Raw genomic sequence first — 18,218 nt, 5'->3', positions numbered from 1 at the left:
GATGAGGAAGACCCGACCGAGCGCGCCGCGTCGCGCTCCACGACCCCACGGAGCGCGCCGCGTCGCGCTGCCCACCCCGACCGGGCGCAGGACCGGGTGCGCCGCTATGCACAGTGGTTTACGTCGCGCGGTTCTCGTCGTATGCGACGGAATTCCCGTGACCAAATCTGCAGGTCACAGTGATCTCGCGCGCGGCACCTGCCTCCGTCCCGACTGAGCGCATCCTGTTGCACCCCGTGGGAGCGCAACGCGGCGCACTCGGTCGGGTCTGGAAGCGCAACGCGACGCGGCCGGCGCCAGGGGGCGAGCACAGCGCGACGCGGCCGGTGGCCTGGGAGAGCACAGCGCGACGCGCCCGGTCGTGGTGGGGGGCGTGGCGAGGTGTGTGGTGGTGGATGAATGGTGTCAGGAGGTCCACGGGAGCCAGGCGCGCACGACGAAGCGGCCCGACCGGTCGGTGCCGTAGCTCAGCTGTCCGCCGCTGAGGACGGCCCGCTCGGCCAGACCGAGCAGGCCCATGCCGGACCCGCTGTCCCGGACTGCGTCGCCCTGGGGCGTCACGCCATACGACTTGGGTTGGTTGACCACGGTGAGGTCGAGGCCGACGCCGGCGGAGCCGGACAGCGAGACGGTGACCGGCTGACCCGGAGCGTGCTTGCGGGCGTTGGTCAGCCCCTCCTGGATGATCCGGTAGGCGTGCCGGCTGACCTGCTCCGGCACCGTGGCTGGATCGACCCGCAGCGTGGTTACGACCGGCGTGCCGCCCGCGCGCGCGTCGTCAAGCAGGGCGCCGAGCTGGGCGAGGTCCGGCTGGGGCCCCCGGGGCTGGTCGGGCTCGTCGTTGCCACGGAGCACACCGAGCACCGCCCGCAGCTCCTGCACCGCCTGGTCGGCGTTGTCCCGGACCGTGCCCGCGATCTCCCGCAGCTGCTCCGGAGGGAGGTCCTCGCGATAGGTCATGGCCCCGGCGTTCATCGCGATCAGGCTGATCCGGTGCGCCAGCACGTCGTGCATCTCGCGCGCGATCCGGGCCCGCTCGGTCGCCCGCGCCTGTTCGACCCGGTGACCCTGCTCCCGCTCGGCGACCTCGGCGCGCTCCCGCAGCGCCGCGATGTTGTCGCGGCGCACCCCGATCGAGTAGCCGATGGCGAACGCTGCGATCAGGACCAGCACCTGGATCGTCACGTTGGTCAGCGTCGTCGTCAGCGTCGCCGAGGTCGGTGAGGTGAACATGCGGTCCCACACGAACGAGGTCGCCAGGTACGGCGGCGTGATGATCGCCAGCTCCCGCCAGCGCCGCCGGGTGGCCACCGAGATGATGACGATCAGGCAGGCGCCCGCTGCGAGGGTCGACACGGAGGAGAGGACGATGATGGCCAGCGCGATCGGCACCGGCCAGCGGCGCCGCAGCAGCATCAGCCCGAGCGAGATCACGCCGAGCAGCAGGTCCCCGCTCATCAGCCACCACTCGGGGCCGACCCGGTTCTCCAGGTCGATCGTGGCCCAGGACGAGAGCCACACGACCGCACCGACAGCCAGGGCGACCAGCAGACGCCACGTCTCCCCCCAACGGGTGGTCGGTGGCTGGCCGGGTCTCACACCCCGACCCTAGGACCTCCTGCAGGACCACAGGGAGCGGCGAAAGTCTGTGACCAGCCGGCCCGACGGCATACCAAGGTATGACGCAGGTCCAGACTGCGGACTGATGTGGGGCCGGGCGGTGGTCCCGCAGACTGGTAGGCATGATTCAGGTACAGAACCTCGTGACGAAGTACGGGGACTTCACCGCCGTGGACGACGTGTCGTTCACTGCCGAGGCTGGACGGGTGACCGGGTTCCTCGGTCCCAACGGGGCGGGCAAGTCCACGACCATGCGCGTGATGACCGGGCTCACCCCGGCGACCTCGGGCACCGCGACGGTGCTCGGCACGCCCTACGCACAGCTCACCAACCCGGGGCGGCACGTGGGGGTCCTCCTCGACGCCTCGGCCCAGCACGCCGGCCGCACCGGCCGTGAGGTGCTGGCCCTGGGCGCCATGACCCTGGGCATCGACAACCGCCGCGTCGACCAGATGCTGGAGGTCGTCGGGCTCACGCAGAAGGAGTCCAAGCGGCGGGTCCGCAACTACTCCCTGGGCATGCGGCAGCGCCTCGGCCTGGCCAGCGCGCTGCTCGGCGACCCGAAGGTCCTGATCCTCGACGAGCCGGCCAACGGGCTGGACCCCGCCGGGATCCGCTGGATGCGGGACCTGCTGGGTACGTTCGCCGCCGAGGGCGGCACGGTGCTGCTCTCCTCGCACCTGCTGCACGAGATCGAGCGGATCGCCGACGACATCGTGGTGATCGGCCGCGGCCGCATCGTGGCCTCCGGCACAAAGGAGGAGCTGCTGCGCCCCTCCGGGTCCCTCGTCAGGAGCATCGACGACCAGCGGCTGGAGGCCGCACTCGTGGCCGAGGGCATCGCGGTCAGCGCGCTCCCGGGCGGCGGTCTCAGCGTGGAGGCGGAGACCCCCCGCGTGGGCTCCATCGCCTTCTCCGCGGGCCTGATGCTCACCGAGCTGCGTGGCGCCGACAGCCAGGGCCTGGAGGAGATGTTCCTCACCCTCACCTCCGACGACGCACGACAGGAGACGGCAGCATGAGCACCACCACCGAACTGCAGGCCACGCCGCAGGCCGCTCCGGCCCGCGCCGGCTTCCACCTCCCGACCATCCAGGACAACCCGATCACGGCGGTCCCGTTCAGCCGGCTGGTCCGGGTCGAGACCCGCAAGCAGGTCGACACCCTGGCCGGGCGCTGGTTCCTCATCATCCTGGGCCTCGTCATCGTCGTCGCGATGACGATCATGCTCTTCGTCGACCAGGGCGACCACAGCTACGGCAACTACCTCGCGGCCGCGGGGATCCCGCTCGGGATCTTCCTGCCGGTGCTCGGCATCCTCTCCGCGACCCAGGAGTGGAGCCAGCGGACCGCGATGACCACCTTCGCGCTGGAGCCGCGCCGCGGCCGGGTCGTGGCGGCCAAGATCGCGAGCACGGTCCTGCTCGGGCTGGGCGCGGTCGTCGTGACCCTCGCGCTGGGGGCCGTCGGCCGGCTGCTGGGCGACCTGCGCGGGGCGGAGACGCCCTGGGGCGTGGACGGCTGGATGATCGCCGGGCTGACGCTGATGATGACCCTCTACGTGCTGCAGGGTCTGGCCTTCGGCCTGGCCTTCCTCAGCACGCCGGCCGCGATCGTCGCCTACTTCGCCCTGCCGACCCTGCTGCCCCTGATGAGCCTGGTCAGCTGGCTGGCGACGCCCTACGAGTGGATCGACCTGACGATGACGACCGCTCCCCTGACCACGGGGGAAGCGTTGACGGGCGAGCAGTGGGGACAGCTCGCCGTATCGGTGGCCCTGTGGATTGGAGTCCCACTGGTCATCGGGGTGTGGCGCGTGCTGCGCCGCGAGGTCAAGTGACCCGCGCGTAGTCCCGCACCCGGCAGGGGAAAGGCGTCAGCGGAGCCTGGGGCAGGCTCCGCTGACGCTTTCCTGTGCCCGGAGGTCGAGCACCCGGGTCGCGACCCCATGATCCCGGTGCCGGACAGGGAGACCCGACCCGTCGGCATACTCGCGGATCGTGGGTGACCATCGGATAACGACTCCGTATCGGTTGCGCACCCGGATGGTCGTGCGCGGGCGGCATGCGGCAGAGTTGGCCGGGACCAGTGCTTGAGCTGCGCCCGAGGACCCGGGCGCAGGCATCCCAGGAAGGCCTCCTCGTATGACGTCACGCACCAGGGCGTTCGCAGCCGCCCTCTCGCTCACCTTCCTGCTGACGGCCTGCAATGCGGGCTCCACCAGCGACGACCCGGACCCGACCGACGGGGGCGACAGCACGGCGGACGGCACCGCGGCCCCCGCCGGCGAGGACACCGTGCGCATCGGCCTGGTCGCCGAGCCCGCCAGCCTCGACTTCACCACCACCGACGGTGCGGCGATCCCCCAGGCCCTGCTCTACAACGTCTACGAGACGCTGGTCAAGATCGACCAGAACGGTGAGATGGTGCCGGCGCTCGCCTCGGAATACACGGTGAGCGACGACGGCCTGACCTACACCTTCACCCTCCAGGAGGGCGTGACCTTCAGCAACGGCGAGACGTTCACCGCCGAGGACGTCGTCTCATCCTTCGAGGCGGTCACGAACGACTGGACGGTGAGCCTGAAGAGCCAGTTCGACATCATCGACACGGTCGAGGCCTCCAGCGACACCGAGGTGGTCGTCACGCTGACCGCGCCGAGCAACACCTTCCTCTACAGCCTGACCACCCGCGTGGGGGCGATCTTCGACTCCAACAGCGTCGACGAGCTCGCCACGCGGCCGATCGGCACCGGCCCCTACACCTTCGGCGAGTGGAACCGCGGCACCTCGATCTCGCTGCAGCGCAACAGCGACTACTGGGGCGAGGAGCCCTACTTCGACCAGGTCGTGCTGTCCTACTTCACCGACGCGACCGCGCTGAACAACGCGATGCTCACCGATGGCATCGACGTGGTCGGCACGGTGCAGGCCCCCGAGGCGCTGAGCGAGTTCGAGGACGGCGACTTCCAGATCATCGAGGGCACGACCAACGGCGAGGTGGTCCTGAGCTTCAACAACGAGACGGAGCCGTTTAACGACCTCAAGGTGCGCCAGGCCGCGCGCCACGCGATAGACCACCAGGCCCTGCTGGACACCTGCTGGGACGGCCGCGGCACCCTGATCGGCTCGATGGTCCCGCCCACCGACCCGTGGTACGAGGACCGCACCGGCGACTACCCCTATGACGTCGAGGCCGCCAAGGCGCTGATGGCCGAGGCGGAGGCCGAGGGCGTGCAGGTCCGGCTGCGGATCCCGACGCTGCCCTACGCCACCGCGTGCGCGCCGGTCGTGGAGACCATGCTGGAGGAGGTCGGCTTCGACGTCACCATCGACGACCTGGAGTTCCCGGCCGCGTGGGTCGAGGACGTCTTCACCAACGCCGACTACGAGATGTCGATCGTGGCCCACGTGGAGCCCCGCGACCTCGGCAACGTCTTCGGCAACCCCGACTACTACATCCGCTACGGCACCCCCGAGCTGCGCGCGCTGCTGGAGGAGGCCGACACGGGCAGCGAGGAGGTCCAGGTCGAGAAGATGAAGGAGGCAGCCGCGTTGATCTCGCAGGACGCCGCCTCCGACTTCCTCTTCCTGCTGCCCAACCTGATCGTGGCCGACCCGGACATCACCGGCCTCCCGCAGAACGCCATCACCGAGTCCTTCGACCTGGCCAACCTCGCGCGCGGCTGACGGGAGCCTGACCCCGGTGCTCCTCCGTCTGGCGCAACGCTTCCTGGTGCTGCTGGCCAGCCTCGTGGTGGCCTCGGTGCTGGTCTTCGCGTTCATGCAGGTGCTGCCGGGCGACCCGGCCCGGGTCGCCCTGGGCATGAACTCCTCCGCCGAGTCCGTGGAGGCGATGCGCGAACAGTTCGGCCTCAACCGGCCCCTGCTCGTGCAGTATGCCGACTGGGCCAGCGGGATGGTCACGCTCGACCTGGGCGTGGAGTGGGTCAGCAAGGCCCCGATCGCGCCGCAGCTCGTCGACCGCGTGGCGGTCACCGCCTGGCTGGTGGTGACCTCGATGGTGCTGGCCCTGCTCATCGCGCTGCCGGTGGGCACCTGGATGGCGGTCCGGCACCGCCACGCCGACGGGGTCGTGCTCTCGGGGATCTCGCAGATCGGCGTCGCCATCCCGGCGTTCCTGGCCGGCATCATCCTCATCACCTACTTCTCCAAGAGGTTCGGGTGGTTCCCCTCCGGCGGCTGGACCCCGCCGGCGGAGGACCCTGTGGACTTCCTCAGCAAGCTGGTGCTGCCGGCGCTGTCGCTGGCCCTCGTGCAGGCCTCGGTGCTGTCCCGCTATGTCCGCTCCGCGGTGCTCGACGTGCTGCGCGAGGACTACCTGCGCACCGCCCGGGCCAAGGGCCTGCGGCCGATGCAGGCGCTGACCCGGCACGGGCTGCGCAACGCCTCGGTGCCGATCGTGACCGTCCTCGGTCTGCAGCTGGCGACGCTGCTCATCGGCGCGGTAGTCGTCGAACGGGTCTTCGTCATCCCCGGCCTCGGCACCTTCCTGCTCGACTCGGTCTCCGCGCGCGAACTGGTCACCGTGCAGACCGTGGTGATGGTCCTGGTCGCCGCCGTGCTCATCATCAACTTCCTGGTCGACGTGCTCTACCTGCTGATCGACCCGCGGCTGCGGACGGGTGCACGATGAGCGACAGGACCGGCGAGGACACGAGCTTGCGAGGCCCGGAGCGGTCCGCGGAGCTCATCGAGGATTCGCTGTGAGCGGCCGTCGCCTCAACGCGCCGCTGCTCATCGGCGGCGCCCTCGTCCTGCTCGTGGTCGCGATGGCGCTGATCTCCTACGTCTGGACGCCGTACGAGTTCAAGTACCTCCCCGTCCCCAAGGAGCAGACCCCCAACGCCGAGCACTGGCTGGGGACGGACCGCTCCTCCCGCGACGTGCTCACGCAGATCCTGCTCGGCGCCCGGACCACCCTGTTCGTCGGCCTCGTCGCCGTGGCGGTGGCCGCGGTGATCGGGGTGCCGATCGGCATACTGGCCGCGATGTCCCCCGGCTGGTTCGGCCAGCTCATCATGCGTGGCAACGACATCCTGCTCGCGTTCCCGGCGCTGCTGCTGGCGATCATGTTCTCCGCGCTCTACGGCGGCGGCACGTTCGTGGCGATGGTCGCGATCGGCATCGCCACCATCCCCGCCTTCGCGCGGATCGTCCGGTCCGGGGCCCTGCAGGTGGTCAACACCGAGTATGTCGCGGCCGCCCGGGTCGCCGGTCGCGGCCCGTTCGCGATCGCCTGGCAGCACGTCCTGCCGAACGTGGTCGGGCTGGTCATCGTGCAGGCGTCGGTCTCCTTCGCCATCGCGATCCTGGCCGAGGCGGCCCTGTCGTACCTGGGACTGGGCACCCCCACCGGCGAGCCGTCCTGGGGCCGGATGCTGCTGGAGTCCCAGAACGTCCTGCACCGCGCGCCCCACCTGGCGATCATCCCCGGCGCGGCCATCGCGCTCGCGGTGCTCGGCTTCAACCTGTTCGGCGACGGCCTGCGCGACTACCTCGACCCGAAGCTGGAGGGCCGATGAGCACGCACTCAGGGGCGGGCGGCGCCCCCCAACCCGGGCCGAGCGCGTCGGGCAGCGCCGAGACCGTCCTGACCGTGGCCGGGCTCGACGTGCACGCGGGGTCGACCCAGCTGCTGCACGACGTCACCTTCTCGATCCAGCGGGGCGAACGGGTCGGCCTGATCGGCGAGTCCGGCTCCGGCAAGTCGCTCACCGCGCTGGCGGTCATGGGTCTGCTCGCGGAGGGGTTGACCGCGACCGGCCAGGTGCACCTGGCGGGCCAGGAGAAGGAGCTGCTCGGTGCCTCCGAGCGCCGGATGAGCCACCTGCGCGGAGACCGGATGGCGATGGTCTTCCAGGAGCCGATGACCGCGCTCAACCCCACGATGAAGGTCGGCAAGCAGGTCGCCGAGGTCATGACCCTGCACGGCACGGCCTCGCGCACCGCGGCGGCACGCCGGGCCGTCGAGCTGCTTGCCCAGGTCGGGCTGCCCGACGCCGACGCGGTGGCCAGGTCCTATCCGCACCAGCTCTCGGGCGGGCAGCGTCAGCGCGTGGTCGCGGCGATCGCGCTGGCCAACGACCCGCTTCTGCTGGTCTGCGACGAGCCGACGACCGCCCTGGACGTCACGGTGCAGGCCCTCGTGCTCGACCTCATCGTCACCGGCGTCGAGGAGCGTGACGCCGCGATGCTGTTCATCACCCACGACCTCGCGGTCGTCGCCACGGTCTGTGAGCGGGTGCTCGTGATGTATGGCGGGCGCATCGTCGAGGCGGGTCCGGTCACCCAGGTGCTGGGTGACCCGCAGCACCGCTACACCCAGGGGCTGGTCGCGGCCAGCGACCTGGACCGTGCCAGGGCTCGGGGCCAGCGCGAGCCGCTCGACACGATCCGCGGCAACGTCCCCGCCGCCGGCCGCTTCCCCGACGGGTGCGTCTTCCGCAACCGGTGCGACTTCGCCACCTCGGTCTGCGAGACGCTGCCGCCCTGGACGCCGCGCGGCGACCATTCGGCGGGCGAGCGCGCGGCGGGCTACGCCTGCTTCCACCCGGTCGGGGGTGAGAGCGATGAGTGACGACGGCACGCCACAGGACGCGCTGGACGGAGGTCGAACCGCGCCGCACGACGCGCCCGGTCGGGAGGTGGCCATCAGCCTGCGCGCGGTGAACCGGGAGTTCCGCCGGCCCCGCACCTCGCTCACCCGGCCACCGGCCGTGGTGCACGCGGTGCGGGACGTGAGCCTCGACATACTGGCTGGTGAGCGGTTCGGTCTGGTCGGGGAGTCCGGGTCGGGCAAGTCAACGCTGCTGCGGATGATCAGCGGCCTGGACCGGCCGACCTCCGGTGAGGTCCTCATCGAGGGGCAGCCGATCCACGACCGGTCGCCGCGGCAGCTGGGGTGGCTGCGGAGGCGGTTGCAGCTGGTCTTCCAGGACCCGATGAGCTCCCTCGACCCGCGCATGCGAATTCGCGAGATCATCGCCGAGCCTCTTGTCGCACAGGGCATCCCACGAGGAAGCAGGGTGGACGAGTTGCTGGAGCGGGTGGGTCTGTCGACCGACGCCGCCCGGCGCTTCCCGCACCAGTTCAGCGGCGGTCAACGGCAACGGATCTCGGTCGCGAGGGCCCTCGCGCCGGACCCGCACATCCTGGTCGCCGACGAGCCGGTCAGCGCCCTGGACGTCTCGGTCCGCGCCCAGGTGCTCAACCTGATCGACGAGGTGGTCGAGGGCTTCGACCTGACGCTCGTGTTCGTCTCGCACGACCTGTCGGTGGTGCGGCACGTGTGCGACCGGATCGCCGTGATGCGCGCCGGGGAGATCGTCGAGGTGGGGCCGACCGAGCAGGTCTACACCGACCCGCAGCATCCCTACACCCGGCAGCTGCTGGCGTCCGTCCCGCGGTTGAGCGAGGCGCTCGCCGGACGGTCCGCCGCCGAGCTGGCCGCCCGCACCCGGGCTGCGCTGGTCGCCGAGGGGGCCACGGACGAGGACTCGGCGCAACGGCTCGCCGAGGAGGGGGCGCGGGCCGACGGCGGCCACGCGGCGACCGAGGACCATGCCCGCGACCAGCACAGACACCAGCCAGGGGAACCCGACACAGGAGGAACGAGTGACCGAGCTGACCGTTGACGAGGCCGGTGTGGTGGCCTTCACCCAGGAGCTGGTCCGGATCCGGTCGGTCAACGACCCCGAGGCCGGGACGGCCGAGCTGCCCGCGGCGCTGCTCGTGGAGGAGCGGATGCGGCAGTTCGGCTGGGACCCGGTGGTGACCGAGGTGGCGCCGGGTCGTCCCAACGTCGTGGCGGTCATCGAGGGGGGCGGAGGTCCGGGGCCGACCCTGATGCTCGAGGGGCACACCGACGTGGTCACCGAGGGCGACCTCACGGCGTGGAGCTTCGACCCCTATGCCGGCGACATCGTGGACGGCCGGCTCCGGGGGCGGGGCAGCGCCGACATGAAGGCGGGCGTCGCCGCGATGATCTACGCGGCCAGGGCGCTGTGCGACGCCGGTCCGTTCCCGGGCCGCCTGGTGCTCGGCGCCCTGGTCGACGAGGAGGGCCTGATGCTGGGCGCGAAGGCCTTCGCGCGGACCCCGCTGGCCGCGGAGGTCGACGCCGCGATCTGCTGCGAGCCCGAGGCCGGGGAGATCTGTGCCGTCTCCAAGGGAGCGGTGCGGCTGCTCGTGCGCTTCGAGGGCGCGATGGCGCACGGCGCGATGCCGCAGCACGCGCGCAACCCGCTGCCCGTGGCCGCCGACCTCATCCGCGCCGTGGCCGACCTGCAGGACGAGCTCCTGCAACGCCACGGCGAGCACGAGCACCTGGGACAGAACTACCTCACCCCGACCGTCGTCCTCGGCGGCGACACCGACCAGATCAACGTCATCCCGGCGCGTGCCGTGGTGTGCCTGGACATCCGGACGATCCCGGGCGTCGACCACGTGGAGCTCATCGGCGCGATCACCGCGCTGGCCGGGACCTGCGGCGAGCCGACCGGTGTCGTCGCCAGCGTGGAGGTCGTCGACGATCGGCCGGCGGTCGACACTCCGGTCGACCACCCGGCCATCGTGGCGCTCGCCGCCGCGCATGAGGCGGTGACCGGTCAGCCGGCGGTCTACGGCGGGGTGCCGGGCGCGACGGACGGCACGATCCTGACCCGGGACGCGGGCATCCCGACGGTGGTCTACGGACCCGGCGGCAAGTGGATCGCCCACCAGGCCGATGAGTATGTCGAGGTGCAGGAGATCATCCAGGCCGCCCGGGTCTATGCCGAGACGGCGCGGCGGTTCCTGACGAGCTGAAGGGCCCCGGCCGGCCGGGTGCCGTAGCGGCGTGGGGAAGCTGAGGGTCGCTCTGGTGCACCAGGATGACCCACGAGCGCGAGAGGTCAGACCCCGCTCCGCTGAGGAGGTGCGGGATACCGGGCCGGGTGACAGCACGGCATACTGCCCTGGCTATGGTGGCCGGGTGAGCACACCCTCGGGGCAGGGGCCGGAGGGGAACCCGTCCAGCGCCCCCATCGCACCCATCCCGCAGCAGTCCGGGCAGTCGGCCCGGCCCAGGAGCAGCACCGCCAGCATCATGTGGGCGGTCGCCACGATCGTCGTCGCGCTGGTCGGCGGCTTCCTCATCTACACCGCGATGACGCAGGACGACGGCCCCGCCGACGCTGCGCCCGTGGCCACGCAGGACTCCGAGGACGAGGCCGGGCAGGACGAGACAGGGCAGGACGAGGCCGGGCAGGGGGAGAGCGAGCAGGGGGAGCCGGCTGAGCCGGCGACCGAGGCCGCCGACCCGACCGAGGCCACGAGCGATGCCGCGGCCCCGGACGAGACGGCCCCGGCCGAGCAGGAGGCCGCGGAGCCCACGATCTCCGACGAGCAGCGCCAGTTCCTGCTCGACCTGCCGCGCCGGGAGGCCGATGACCCCCTCGCCAAGGGTGACGTGGACGCACCGGTGGTGATCATCGAGTACGCCGACTACCGCTGCCCGTTCTGCGCGTCGTGGGGCCGGGACGTCCAGCCGGCCCTGCAGGACCTGATCGACGACGGCACGGTGCGCCTGGAGTTCCGCGACCGCATCCTGTTCGGCGAGGACTCCGAGGCGACGGCGCTCGCGGCCCGGGCGGCGGGGGAGCAGGGGCTGTACTGGGAGTACCACGACGCGGTCTTCGCCGCGGCGCCCGCCAGCGGCCACCCGGACATGCCGCGCGAGAAGCTGCTCGGCCTCGCCGAGGAGATCGGCGTACCCGACCTGGCGCAGTTCGAGGCCGACCTGGACTCCGCGGAGCTGCGTGCGGCCATGGAGGCCGACATGGCCGAGGGGGACTCCCTCGGCGTGCGGTCCACGCCGACCTTCCTGGTCAACACGGTCGCGCTGGTGGGGGCGCAGCCGGAGCAGGTCTTCCGCCAGGCTGTGGCCCAGGAGCTGGCCGTGGTGCAGGAGTGAATGGGATGGCTGGCGACGGCACGACGGACCCCGACCCGGTGTGGGCGCTGGACCCCCAGGTCCGGCCGGGGCCGACCAACTCGATCGTGGACGTCCCCGGCATCCGCGTGGGACAGCACGATCGCCGCGGTGACGGCTGGCTGACCGGCACGACGGTGGTGCTGGCGCCGCCGGAGGGTGCGGTCGGCGGCGTCGATGTGCGCGGCGGTGGACCGGGCACGCGTGAGACCGACCTGCTCGACCCGCTCAACCAGGTGGATCGCGTCCATGCCGTGGTGCTCAGCGGGGGGAGCGCCTTCGGCCTGGCCGCCGCGGACGGCGTCATGCGTCATCTGTATGACGAGGGGACCGGTTTCCCCGCCGGCCCCGAGCCCGGGCAGGTGGTCCCGATCGTGCCCGCGGCGGTGATCTTCGACCTGGGGAGGGGTGGTGACTTCGCCGCGACCCCGGACGCCTCGTTCGGGGCGGCGGCTGCCGCTGCCGCCTCGGGCGACGCCCCCGAGCTGGGCTGCGTCGGTGCGGGGACCGGCGCGGAGTGCGGTGGACTCAAGGGCGGCGTCGGCTCGGCCAGCGCGGTCCTGCCCGACGGCACGACGGTCGCCGCCCTGGTCGTCGCCAATCCCGGTGGTCACGTGCTGGACCTGCGCACCGGCGAGCTGGTCGGAGCCCGGGCCCTGCTCGAGGGTGACCTCGACGTCCTGGGCGAGCGCACGGCATACGGACTCCGCCGACCGGACCCCGCGGAGCTGGAGGCCGCCCGCGCGCGGGCGGCCCGGATCGAACCGGCCGGGTTGGTGCCCAAGGTGCTGGCCACCACGATCGGGGTGATCGCGACCGACGCGACGCTGACCAAGGCGCAGGCCACCAAGGTCGCTGGCATCGGGCACGACGGGATGGCCCGGGCGATCGACCCGGTGCACACGATGTTCGACGGCGACACCCTGTTCACCGTCGCGACCGGCACGCGGCCGGCGCCGGACCCGATCGCCTTCCACGGCCTGCTCACCGTGGCGGCGCGGACCGTGACCCGGGCCATCGTCCGGGCGGTCCTCGCCGCCGAGGGCTGTCAGACGCAGGCTGGCACGTGGCGGTCCTACACCGAGGCGTTCCCGAGCGCGGTCACGACTGACTGAGCCGGAGGCGGCGCGACCGCCTACATCCGGAGGCGGCGTCACCGCCTACATCCGGAGGCGGCACGACCAACTGAGCTCTCCACGGCCGCCGCGGCGGCACCCTGTCCCAACAGTGACACGGCACGTTGTGGACCCCGGAATCCGTTGCCCGGGGCCACGCGCCGTTCCTACTGTCGATCCCACGGGCCGACCAATCAGGTGGGTCCCACGGGATCGGCTCTTGGGAAGGACGCCATGTCGACGCACACGTCGCAGACCATCCAGGACGAGGACACCACGGGCGTGCTGGACGACGTCCGGCCGCTGCTGCGCCGGGACGTCCTGTATGCCGACACCGGCCAGGGCGTCTTCATCCGGCACGCGGACGACGCCTTCGTCATGCGGGGCAGCAGCATCTACCGGTGGCTGTCCGTCCTGGCCCCGCACCTGGACGGCTCGCTCACCGTCGGAGACCTCCGCAGCTCGCTGCCGGAGGCGCAGCAGCAGATGCTGACCTCGCTGGTCAAGGTGCTGCTGGAGCGAGACTTCGCCCGGGACAGCGTCCCCGAGGAGCTGGGCGAGGCCGTGCTGGAGCACCCGTTCGCCCACCAGATCGAGTTCATCCGGCACTACGTCGACGCCCCCGTGCGGCGCTTCGAGCAGTTCCGTGCCGCCACGGTGCTGATCCTGGGGTCCGGGCCGCTCGCCGAGTCGACCGCGCGCATCCTGGCCGACAACGGGCTGGAGTCCGCGACGCTCACCGACCACCTGCCGACGCAGGCCGGGGACCTCTCCGCAGACGTGGTCGTCGCCCTCGGCGATGCCATCGGCCTGGACGGGGTGCGGAGCCTGGCGCGGGTGGCGGCGGAGGCGGGCGTCCCCGTCATCCCCGCAGTCACCGTCGGGGGCCGCGTCTTCGTCGGTCCCCTCCTGGACACCGGGGGCGCTGCCGGCGTGGACTCCCTCATCGCCCGCCTCGCGGCCGGCCTGGACGCAGACGAGAGCGCCGACTTCTGGCGCCGCCTCGCCGGAGCGCCCTCGGCCGCCCGCCCCGTTCCGGTCGCCCAGCACGCCTCGATGCTGGGCACGCTGATCGGCTTCGAGGTCTTCCGCCTGCTGACCGGGTGCCTCGACCCCGAGACCCGGGACGCCGTCGTCGTGCAGAACGTCGAGACCCTCGACATCGTGAAGGAGCCGTTGCTGGGACACCCCAGCGACCCGCGGGCCGCCGGCCGCGTCGAGTCGGCGCCCGGCGAGGAGCTACGCGCGGAGCTGGACGTCTTCCTGGACCCGGAGGCCGAGGTGGAGTCGCAGGCGCTGCACGAGCAGGCTGACGGCTACCTCGACCTGGTGCGCCACCACACCGGGGTCTTCCGCCAGTTCACGGACCTCGAGATCGACCAGTCCCCGCTCAAGGTGGGGCGCGTCGAGGTCGGTGGCCTCGCCGGCCGGGACGGCTCGGCCCCCGCCCGGCGGACCATCACCGGCTATCACACGCGCACCCCGCTCCAGGCCCGCTTCCGTGCGCTCTGCGAGGCCGCTCTGCAGTATGTCGACACCTGGGGTCCCGAGACGGCTCGCGACCTCCTCGAGCAGGTGGATGTCCCCGCCAGCGCGCTCGACGTGTGGAGCGGGGTGGTGCCCGGCCGTGGGAAGGACGCGGCCGGCACGGGCGCGGCGAACGACGCGGGCGGTGGGAAGGACGCTGGCGGCGCGGGCGTGTGGGCGACCAGCCTGGTGTCGGGGGACCGGCGCCGGATCCCGGTCGCCGCCGCCTACCCGTTCTCCGCGGCCAACGACGACCAGTGGGTGCTGCGCAGCACGGTGGGCGCCGGCGCCGGAGCCAGCCCCGCGGACGCAGCCATCGCCGGCCTCTTCTCGGCCATCACCTTCCGGGCGGTCCTCACGGCCCTGCGCGACGGCTCTCCGCTGGACACCCTTGAGGTGCAGGAGGCCGAGCCGGGCACGGTGCTGCGCTTCCTCGTCGACACCTGCGGCACGCTCGGTCTGGAACCCGTCCTGGTCGACGTGTCCCTGCCCGGCTGTGGCGGCACGGTCATCGCCTTCGCCGAGCGCGACGGTGAGCCGGTCGTCGCCCTGGCCACCGGGGCGTCGCTCGAACTGGCCGTGATCGACGCGCTCGTGTCGCTGGTGGGCCGGGTCCAGACCGACGGTCCGGCGACCACGGAGGTGGGTCCGTTGGCCGACCTCGACCCACGGGGGCTGCCGCTGTCGGGCCGCAGTCGCCCCGCCACGGCCGACCGCCAGCCGGTGACGTCGATGATGGCCGCGCTCGGCGCTGGCACCGACGTCCTGGTGGTGGACACCGGCCTTCCCGATCTTGCACAGGGCGGCATCCGGACCGCTCGGGTCCTCTTGACCACAGCCTCCGGACCCTCTGGTGAGGACGCTCCTCTGGCGTCTGACGACGGACCGACCCACCCCGGGAGGAGGTGAACACACCATGGACCCCTATCTGACTACCGAGATCGCGTCGTTGGAGGCCGAGACCTTCGAGGTCCTCGAACTCACGGAGGTTGCCGAGGACATGGCGGCCTGGAGCTCCTGCTCCACCTCGAGCTGCTGCTCCACGTCCAGTTCCAGCTGCGGCAGCACGTCCAGCTGCTCCTGCAGCTGTGCCTCGACCAGCAGCTGCGCCTAAACCGTCCGCACGAAGAGAAACGGAGACAGCATGACCACGCGTTTCCCGAGTGAGGAGCTGGCGCGGCTGGAGGCCGAGACCTTCGAGGTCCTCGAGCTCGCCGAGGTTGCCGAAGACATGGCGGCCTGGAGCTCGTGCAGCACCTCGAGCTGCTGTTCCACGTCCAGCTCCAGCTGCAGCAGCACCTGCTCCTGCAGCTGCGCGAGCTGCGCCTGATGTCACGGATCCGGGTCCCCGACCCGGGTCCGTTCTGCGCTTGACCCCGGCGTGGACCACGCCGGGCCACATATGTGAAGGAGAACCAGTATGTCCATCAACAGCCTGGGGCGTGAGCTCAAGGAGCTCGAGGTCGAGACCTTCGAGGTCATCGACATCGCCGACGCCTCGCAGGACATGGACGGTGCCACCAGCACCTCGTCCTGTGCCTGCTCCACGACGTCCTGCTGCAGCTGCTCCACGTCGAGCTGCTGCGGGTGCACGAGCTGCTCCTGCGGCTCCACGAGCAGCTGCGCGTGAGCAGCCCTGTTCACCGACCGTCCCGAGAGGAGGAGTACCGATGAACACCCAGCTGACCACCGAGATCGCGGCCCTGGAGTGCGAGACCTTCGAGGTCCTTGAGCTCACCGAGGTCGCGGAGGACATGGCGGTGTGGAGTTCGTGCAGCACCTCCAGCTGCTGCTCCACGTCCAGCTCCAGCTGCGGCAGCACGACGAGCACGTCGTGCAGCTGCGGCTCGACCAGCAGCTGCGCTTGAGCCGCACCGGTTGATCGCTCCCCGGCGGTGTCCGGGAACACCGCCGGGGAGTCGCACCACCACAGCTCCCACCACCGCACTCCCCATCACCTCTCCACCACCGCAGCTCCCACCAGCGCACCGCACCCACAGAGCACCTCACCACCCGTTCAGACCAGCGAAGGGAACCACATGTCCGCCATAGCCACCTCCGAGGCCGCACCCGCGGAGGCGACCGGCGCCCTGATCGGCGGCCGACGCGTCAGTTTCGACACGCTGGGCACCGTCAACGTGCTCCCACCCGACGTGGGACGGGAGCGGGGCGCGCGCCTTGGGGCACAGACCCCCGACGTCGTGGCGCTCGTCCGGGCCAGCTCGGTGCTCCTGGTCCCCTTCACCGCACCGGTGCCCGGCACCGGCGGGTGCTTCCACTGCCTGGAACGGCGCTGGCAGCTGCTGCGCGGCGAGGACGAGCGCAATGCCCTGGAGCTCGGTGACCCCATGGAGGCGGCCGGTGCGGCCCCGTTCCTGGCCGGGTTCGGCCGGTCGCTGGTGGAGTCGACCCTGGAGAGCCTGGCGGGTGCCGAGTGGCCCACCACTGAGGCCGGCCTCACCCAGGTCTTCCACGTGCGGCTCGACGTCGGGGCGGTGACGCGCTACCCGCTGACCGCCGACGCGGACTGTCCGCTGTGCGACCTGCGGGAGGACGACACCGCCCAGGCCGCGGCCCTGGTGCTGACCCCCCAGCCCAAGCCGACCCCGGACGCGACCCGCGTGCGGAGGATCCACGACTACCCCCTCGACCCCGACACCTACGCCAACCCGATCTGCGGGATGCTCGGCACGGTCGCCGGCCGGGCCTACGACTCGACCACCACCGCGCCCGTCACCGGCTACACGCGGATCCGCGGCGACTACCATCTGCACGAGTTCTTCTGGAGCGGGCACGCCGACAACTTCGCCGACAGCCAGATCCTCGGCATACTCGAGGGGCTGGAGCGCCACTCGGGGCTCCGGGAGAGGCGGATCCGCCCGGCCGTCGTGGACACCTACGACAACGTCCGGGACCACGCCCTCGACCCGCGCGCCGTGGAGCTCTACCCCGACGTCTTCTACGAGCTCATCGGGCCCCGGTTCACCCGGTTCCGCGACGACCTGCCGATCCCGTGGGTCTGGGCGCACAGCCTGCGCGACGACCGCCAGGTGCTGGTGCCGCACGCCTTCGTCTACTACCTGATCAACGACCCGGCGACCAACTTCATCCAGGAGTGCTCCAACGGGTGCGCCACCGGCGGCAGCCGCGAGGAGGCCACCCTCTACGGGCTGCTGGAGCTGCTCGAGCGCGACGCCTTCCTCAACGCCTGGTACGGCAAGGCCCCGTTGCCGGAGATCGACACCTCGACCTGCCGGTCACCGCAGATCCGGATGATGATCGACCGCCTCTCCCTCATGGGCTACGACGTGCGGATGTTCGACAACCGGATAGACCTGCCGGTGCCCTGCGTGACGGGGGTCGCCGTCCGCCGCGACGGCGGACTCGGCACCCTCTCCTTCGCCGCCGGTGCAGGGCTGGACCCCGAGGACGCCGTCCGCGCGGCCCTGTGTGAGATCGCCTCCTACGTCCCCAGCTTCCCCGAGCGGGTCGCCGAGCACATCGACCTGGTCCGGGAGATGCAGGAGGACTACCTCGTCGTCCAGGAGCTCAAGCACCACGCCCTGCTCTACGGCGTCCCGGAGATGGCCCGGCACGCGGACTTCCTGCTGAAGCAGGACCGCGCGCCCCAACCCCTCGAGGACCTGTATGCCGGGTGGGAGCGTGAGCGTCCCCGCACCGGTGACCTCACCGACGACCTGCAGGCTGTCGTCGACGCCATCACCGCTCGCGGGCACGACGTGCTGGTGGCTGACCAGACCTCACCCGAGCAGCGCGCGGTCGGCCTGACGACCGTCTCCACCATCGTGCCCGGGCTCATCCCGATCGACTTCGGCTGGACCATGCAGCGGGCCCTGTCGATGCGCCGCCTGCGGGTCGCCCCGGTGGCCGCGGGCTGGCGGGACACCGAGCTCACCGCCGACGACCTCAACATGCACCCCCACCCGTTCCCGTGATGCACCC

The 18,218-nt window shown here is 71.6% G+C and carries 16 protein-coding genes; 14 read left to right on the top strand and 2 right to left on the bottom strand.

All coding sequences use genetic code 11. The annotated features are described in order from the left end of the window. Positions 1–405: 405 nt before the first annotated feature. Positions 406–1,599: a histidine kinase gene (locus tag MWU75_RS08030; RefSeq protein ID WP_247089490.1), complete on the bottom strand. Its 1,194-nt coding sequence runs from the start codon at positions 1,597–1,599 to the stop codon at positions 406–408. Between the two features lie 143 nt (positions 1,600–1,742). On the opposite strand from MWU75_RS08030, the gene MWU75_RS08025 reads away from it, so the two are divergent. The 11 genes from MWU75_RS08025 (at position 1,743) to MWU75_RS07975 (ending at position 15,164) form a co-directional block, all read left to right on the top strand. Further along, positions 1,743–2,642 carry an ATP-binding cassette domain-containing protein gene (locus MWU75_RS08025; RefSeq protein WP_247089488.1) on the top strand — a complete coding sequence of 300 codons (900 nt, stop codon included), beginning with the start codon at positions 1,743–1,745 and terminating at the stop codon, positions 2,640–2,642. Next, the gene (locus MWU75_RS08020; protein WP_247089486.1) at positions 2,639–3,460 is read left to right on the top strand and encodes an ABC transporter permease; all 822 of its coding nucleotides are present in this window, start codon (positions 2,639–2,641) and stop codon (positions 3,458–3,460) included. Before MWU75_RS08025 ends, MWU75_RS08020 begins: the two co-directional genes overlap by 4 nt. A 304-nt stretch (positions 3,461–3,764) precedes the next feature. Beyond that, a complete protein-coding gene (locus MWU75_RS08015) occupies positions 3,765–5,309 on the top strand; it encodes an ABC transporter substrate-binding protein (RefSeq protein ID WP_247089484.1) in 1,545 nt (514 codons plus the stop codon). A 16-nt stretch (positions 5,310–5,325) separates the two neighbouring features. Beyond that, the gene (locus MWU75_RS08010) at positions 5,326–6,276 is read left to right on the top strand and encodes an ABC transporter permease (protein ID WP_247089483.1); all 951 of its coding nucleotides are present in this window, start codon (positions 5,326–5,328) and stop codon (positions 6,274–6,276) included. Between the two features lie 70 nt (positions 6,277–6,346). Continuing rightward, positions 6,347–7,165, top strand: coding sequence for an ABC transporter permease (locus tag MWU75_RS08005; protein ID WP_247089482.1), 819 nt, complete (start codon positions 6,347–6,349; stop codon positions 7,163–7,165). Next, complete coding sequence (locus MWU75_RS08000; protein ID WP_247089481.1) at positions 7,162–8,220, top strand: ABC transporter ATP-binding protein; 1,059 nt, start codon at positions 7,162–7,164, stop codon at positions 8,218–8,220. Before MWU75_RS08005 ends, MWU75_RS08000 begins: the two co-directional genes overlap by 4 nt. Then, the gene (locus tag MWU75_RS07995; protein WP_247089480.1) at positions 8,213–9,277 is read left to right on the top strand and encodes an ATP-binding cassette domain-containing protein; all 1,065 of its coding nucleotides are present in this window, start codon (positions 8,213–8,215) and stop codon (positions 9,275–9,277) included. The genes MWU75_RS08000 and MWU75_RS07995 overlap by 8 nt, the downstream gene beginning before the upstream one ends. After that, a complete protein-coding gene (locus tag MWU75_RS07990; protein WP_247089479.1) occupies positions 9,258–10,448 on the top strand; it encodes a M20 family metallopeptidase in 1,191 nt (396 codons plus the stop codon). The genes MWU75_RS07995 and MWU75_RS07990 overlap by 20 nt, the downstream gene beginning before the upstream one ends. Before the next feature lie 166 nt (positions 10,449–10,614). Next, positions 10,615–11,595 carry a thioredoxin domain-containing protein gene (locus MWU75_RS07985; RefSeq protein WP_247089478.1) on the top strand — a complete coding sequence of 327 codons (981 nt, stop codon included), beginning with the start codon at positions 10,615–10,617 and terminating at the stop codon, positions 11,593–11,595. A 5-nt stretch (positions 11,596–11,600) separates the two neighbouring features. Further along, a complete protein-coding gene (locus MWU75_RS07980) occupies positions 11,601–12,728 on the top strand; it encodes a P1 family peptidase (RefSeq protein WP_247089477.1) in 1,128 nt (375 codons plus the stop codon). A gap of 234 nt (positions 12,729–12,962) precedes the next feature. Next, positions 12,963–15,164 carry a YcaO-like family protein gene (locus MWU75_RS07975; RefSeq protein WP_247089476.1) on the top strand — a complete coding sequence of 734 codons (2,202 nt, stop codon included), beginning with the start codon at positions 12,963–12,965 and terminating at the stop codon, positions 15,162–15,164. Between the two features lie 15 nt (positions 15,165–15,179). On the opposite strand, the gene MWU75_RS07970 is transcribed toward MWU75_RS07975, so the two are convergent. Next, positions 15,180–15,323, bottom strand: a complete 144-nt coding sequence (locus MWU75_RS07970; RefSeq protein ID WP_247089475.1) for a hypothetical protein — start codon at positions 15,321–15,323, stop codon at positions 15,180–15,182. Between the two features lie 180 nt (positions 15,324–15,503). On the opposite strand from MWU75_RS07970, the gene MWU75_RS19890 reads away from it, so the two are divergent. The 3 genes from MWU75_RS19890 to MWU75_RS07960 all read left to right on the top strand — a co-directional run bounded on the left by MWU75_RS19890 (position 15,504) and on the right by MWU75_RS07960 (position 18,211). Continuing rightward, entirely contained in the window at positions 15,504–15,629 is a 126-nt protein-coding gene (locus MWU75_RS19890) for a hypothetical protein (RefSeq protein WP_281496988.1), read from the top strand. 46 nt (positions 15,630–15,675) lie between these two features. Then, positions 15,676–15,885 carry a thiazolylpeptide-type bacteriocin gene (locus tag MWU75_RS07965; RefSeq protein ID WP_143781999.1) on the top strand — a complete coding sequence of 70 codons (210 nt, stop codon included), beginning with the start codon at positions 15,676–15,678 and terminating at the stop codon, positions 15,883–15,885. 409 nt (positions 15,886–16,294) lie between these two features. Continuing rightward, entirely contained in the window at positions 16,295–18,211 is a 1,917-nt protein-coding gene (locus MWU75_RS07960) for a TOMM precursor leader peptide-binding protein (RefSeq protein ID WP_247089474.1), read from the top strand. Positions 18,212–18,218: the final 7 nt, after the last annotated feature.

The organism is Ornithinimicrobium sp. F0845, assembly GCF_023015765.1.
Lineage (GTDB): Bacteria > Actinomycetota > Actinomycetes > Actinomycetales > Dermatophilaceae > Ornithinicoccus.
This window is presented reverse-complemented; position numbering and strand designations above follow the sequence as displayed.

Bases quoted from the DNA above. Each gene is read 5' to 3' on its own strand.
- MWU75_RS08025 (WP_247089488.1), top strand. From the start codon at position 1,743: ATGATTCAGGTACAGAACCTCGTGACGAAGTACGGGGACTTCACCGCC.
- MWU75_RS08020 (WP_247089486.1), top strand. From the start codon at position 2,639: ATGAGCACCACCACCGAACTGCAGGCCACGCCGCAGGCCGCTCCGGCC.
- MWU75_RS08015 (WP_247089484.1), top strand. From the start codon at position 3,765: ATGACGTCACGCACCAGGGCGTTCGCAGCCGCCCTCTCGCTCACCTTC.
- MWU75_RS08000 (WP_247089481.1), top strand. From the start codon at position 7,162: ATGAGCACGCACTCAGGGGCGGGCGGCGCCCCCCAACCCGGGCCGAGC.
- MWU75_RS07995 (WP_247089480.1), top strand. From the start codon at position 8,213: ATGAGTGACGACGGCACGCCACAGGACGCGCTGGACGGAGGTCGAACC.
- MWU75_RS07980 (WP_247089477.1), top strand. From the start codon at position 11,601: ATGGCTGGCGACGGCACGACGGACCCCGACCCGGTGTGGGCGCTGGAC.
- MWU75_RS07975 (WP_247089476.1), top strand. From the start codon at position 12,963: ATGTCGACGCACACGTCGCAGACCATCCAGGACGAGGACACCACGGGC.
- MWU75_RS07965 (WP_143781999.1), top strand. From the start codon at position 15,676: ATGTCCATCAACAGCCTGGGGCGTGAGCTCAAGGAGCTCGAGGTCGAG.
- MWU75_RS07960 (WP_247089474.1), top strand. From the start codon at position 16,295: ATGTCCGCCATAGCCACCTCCGAGGCCGCACCCGCGGAGGCGACCGGC.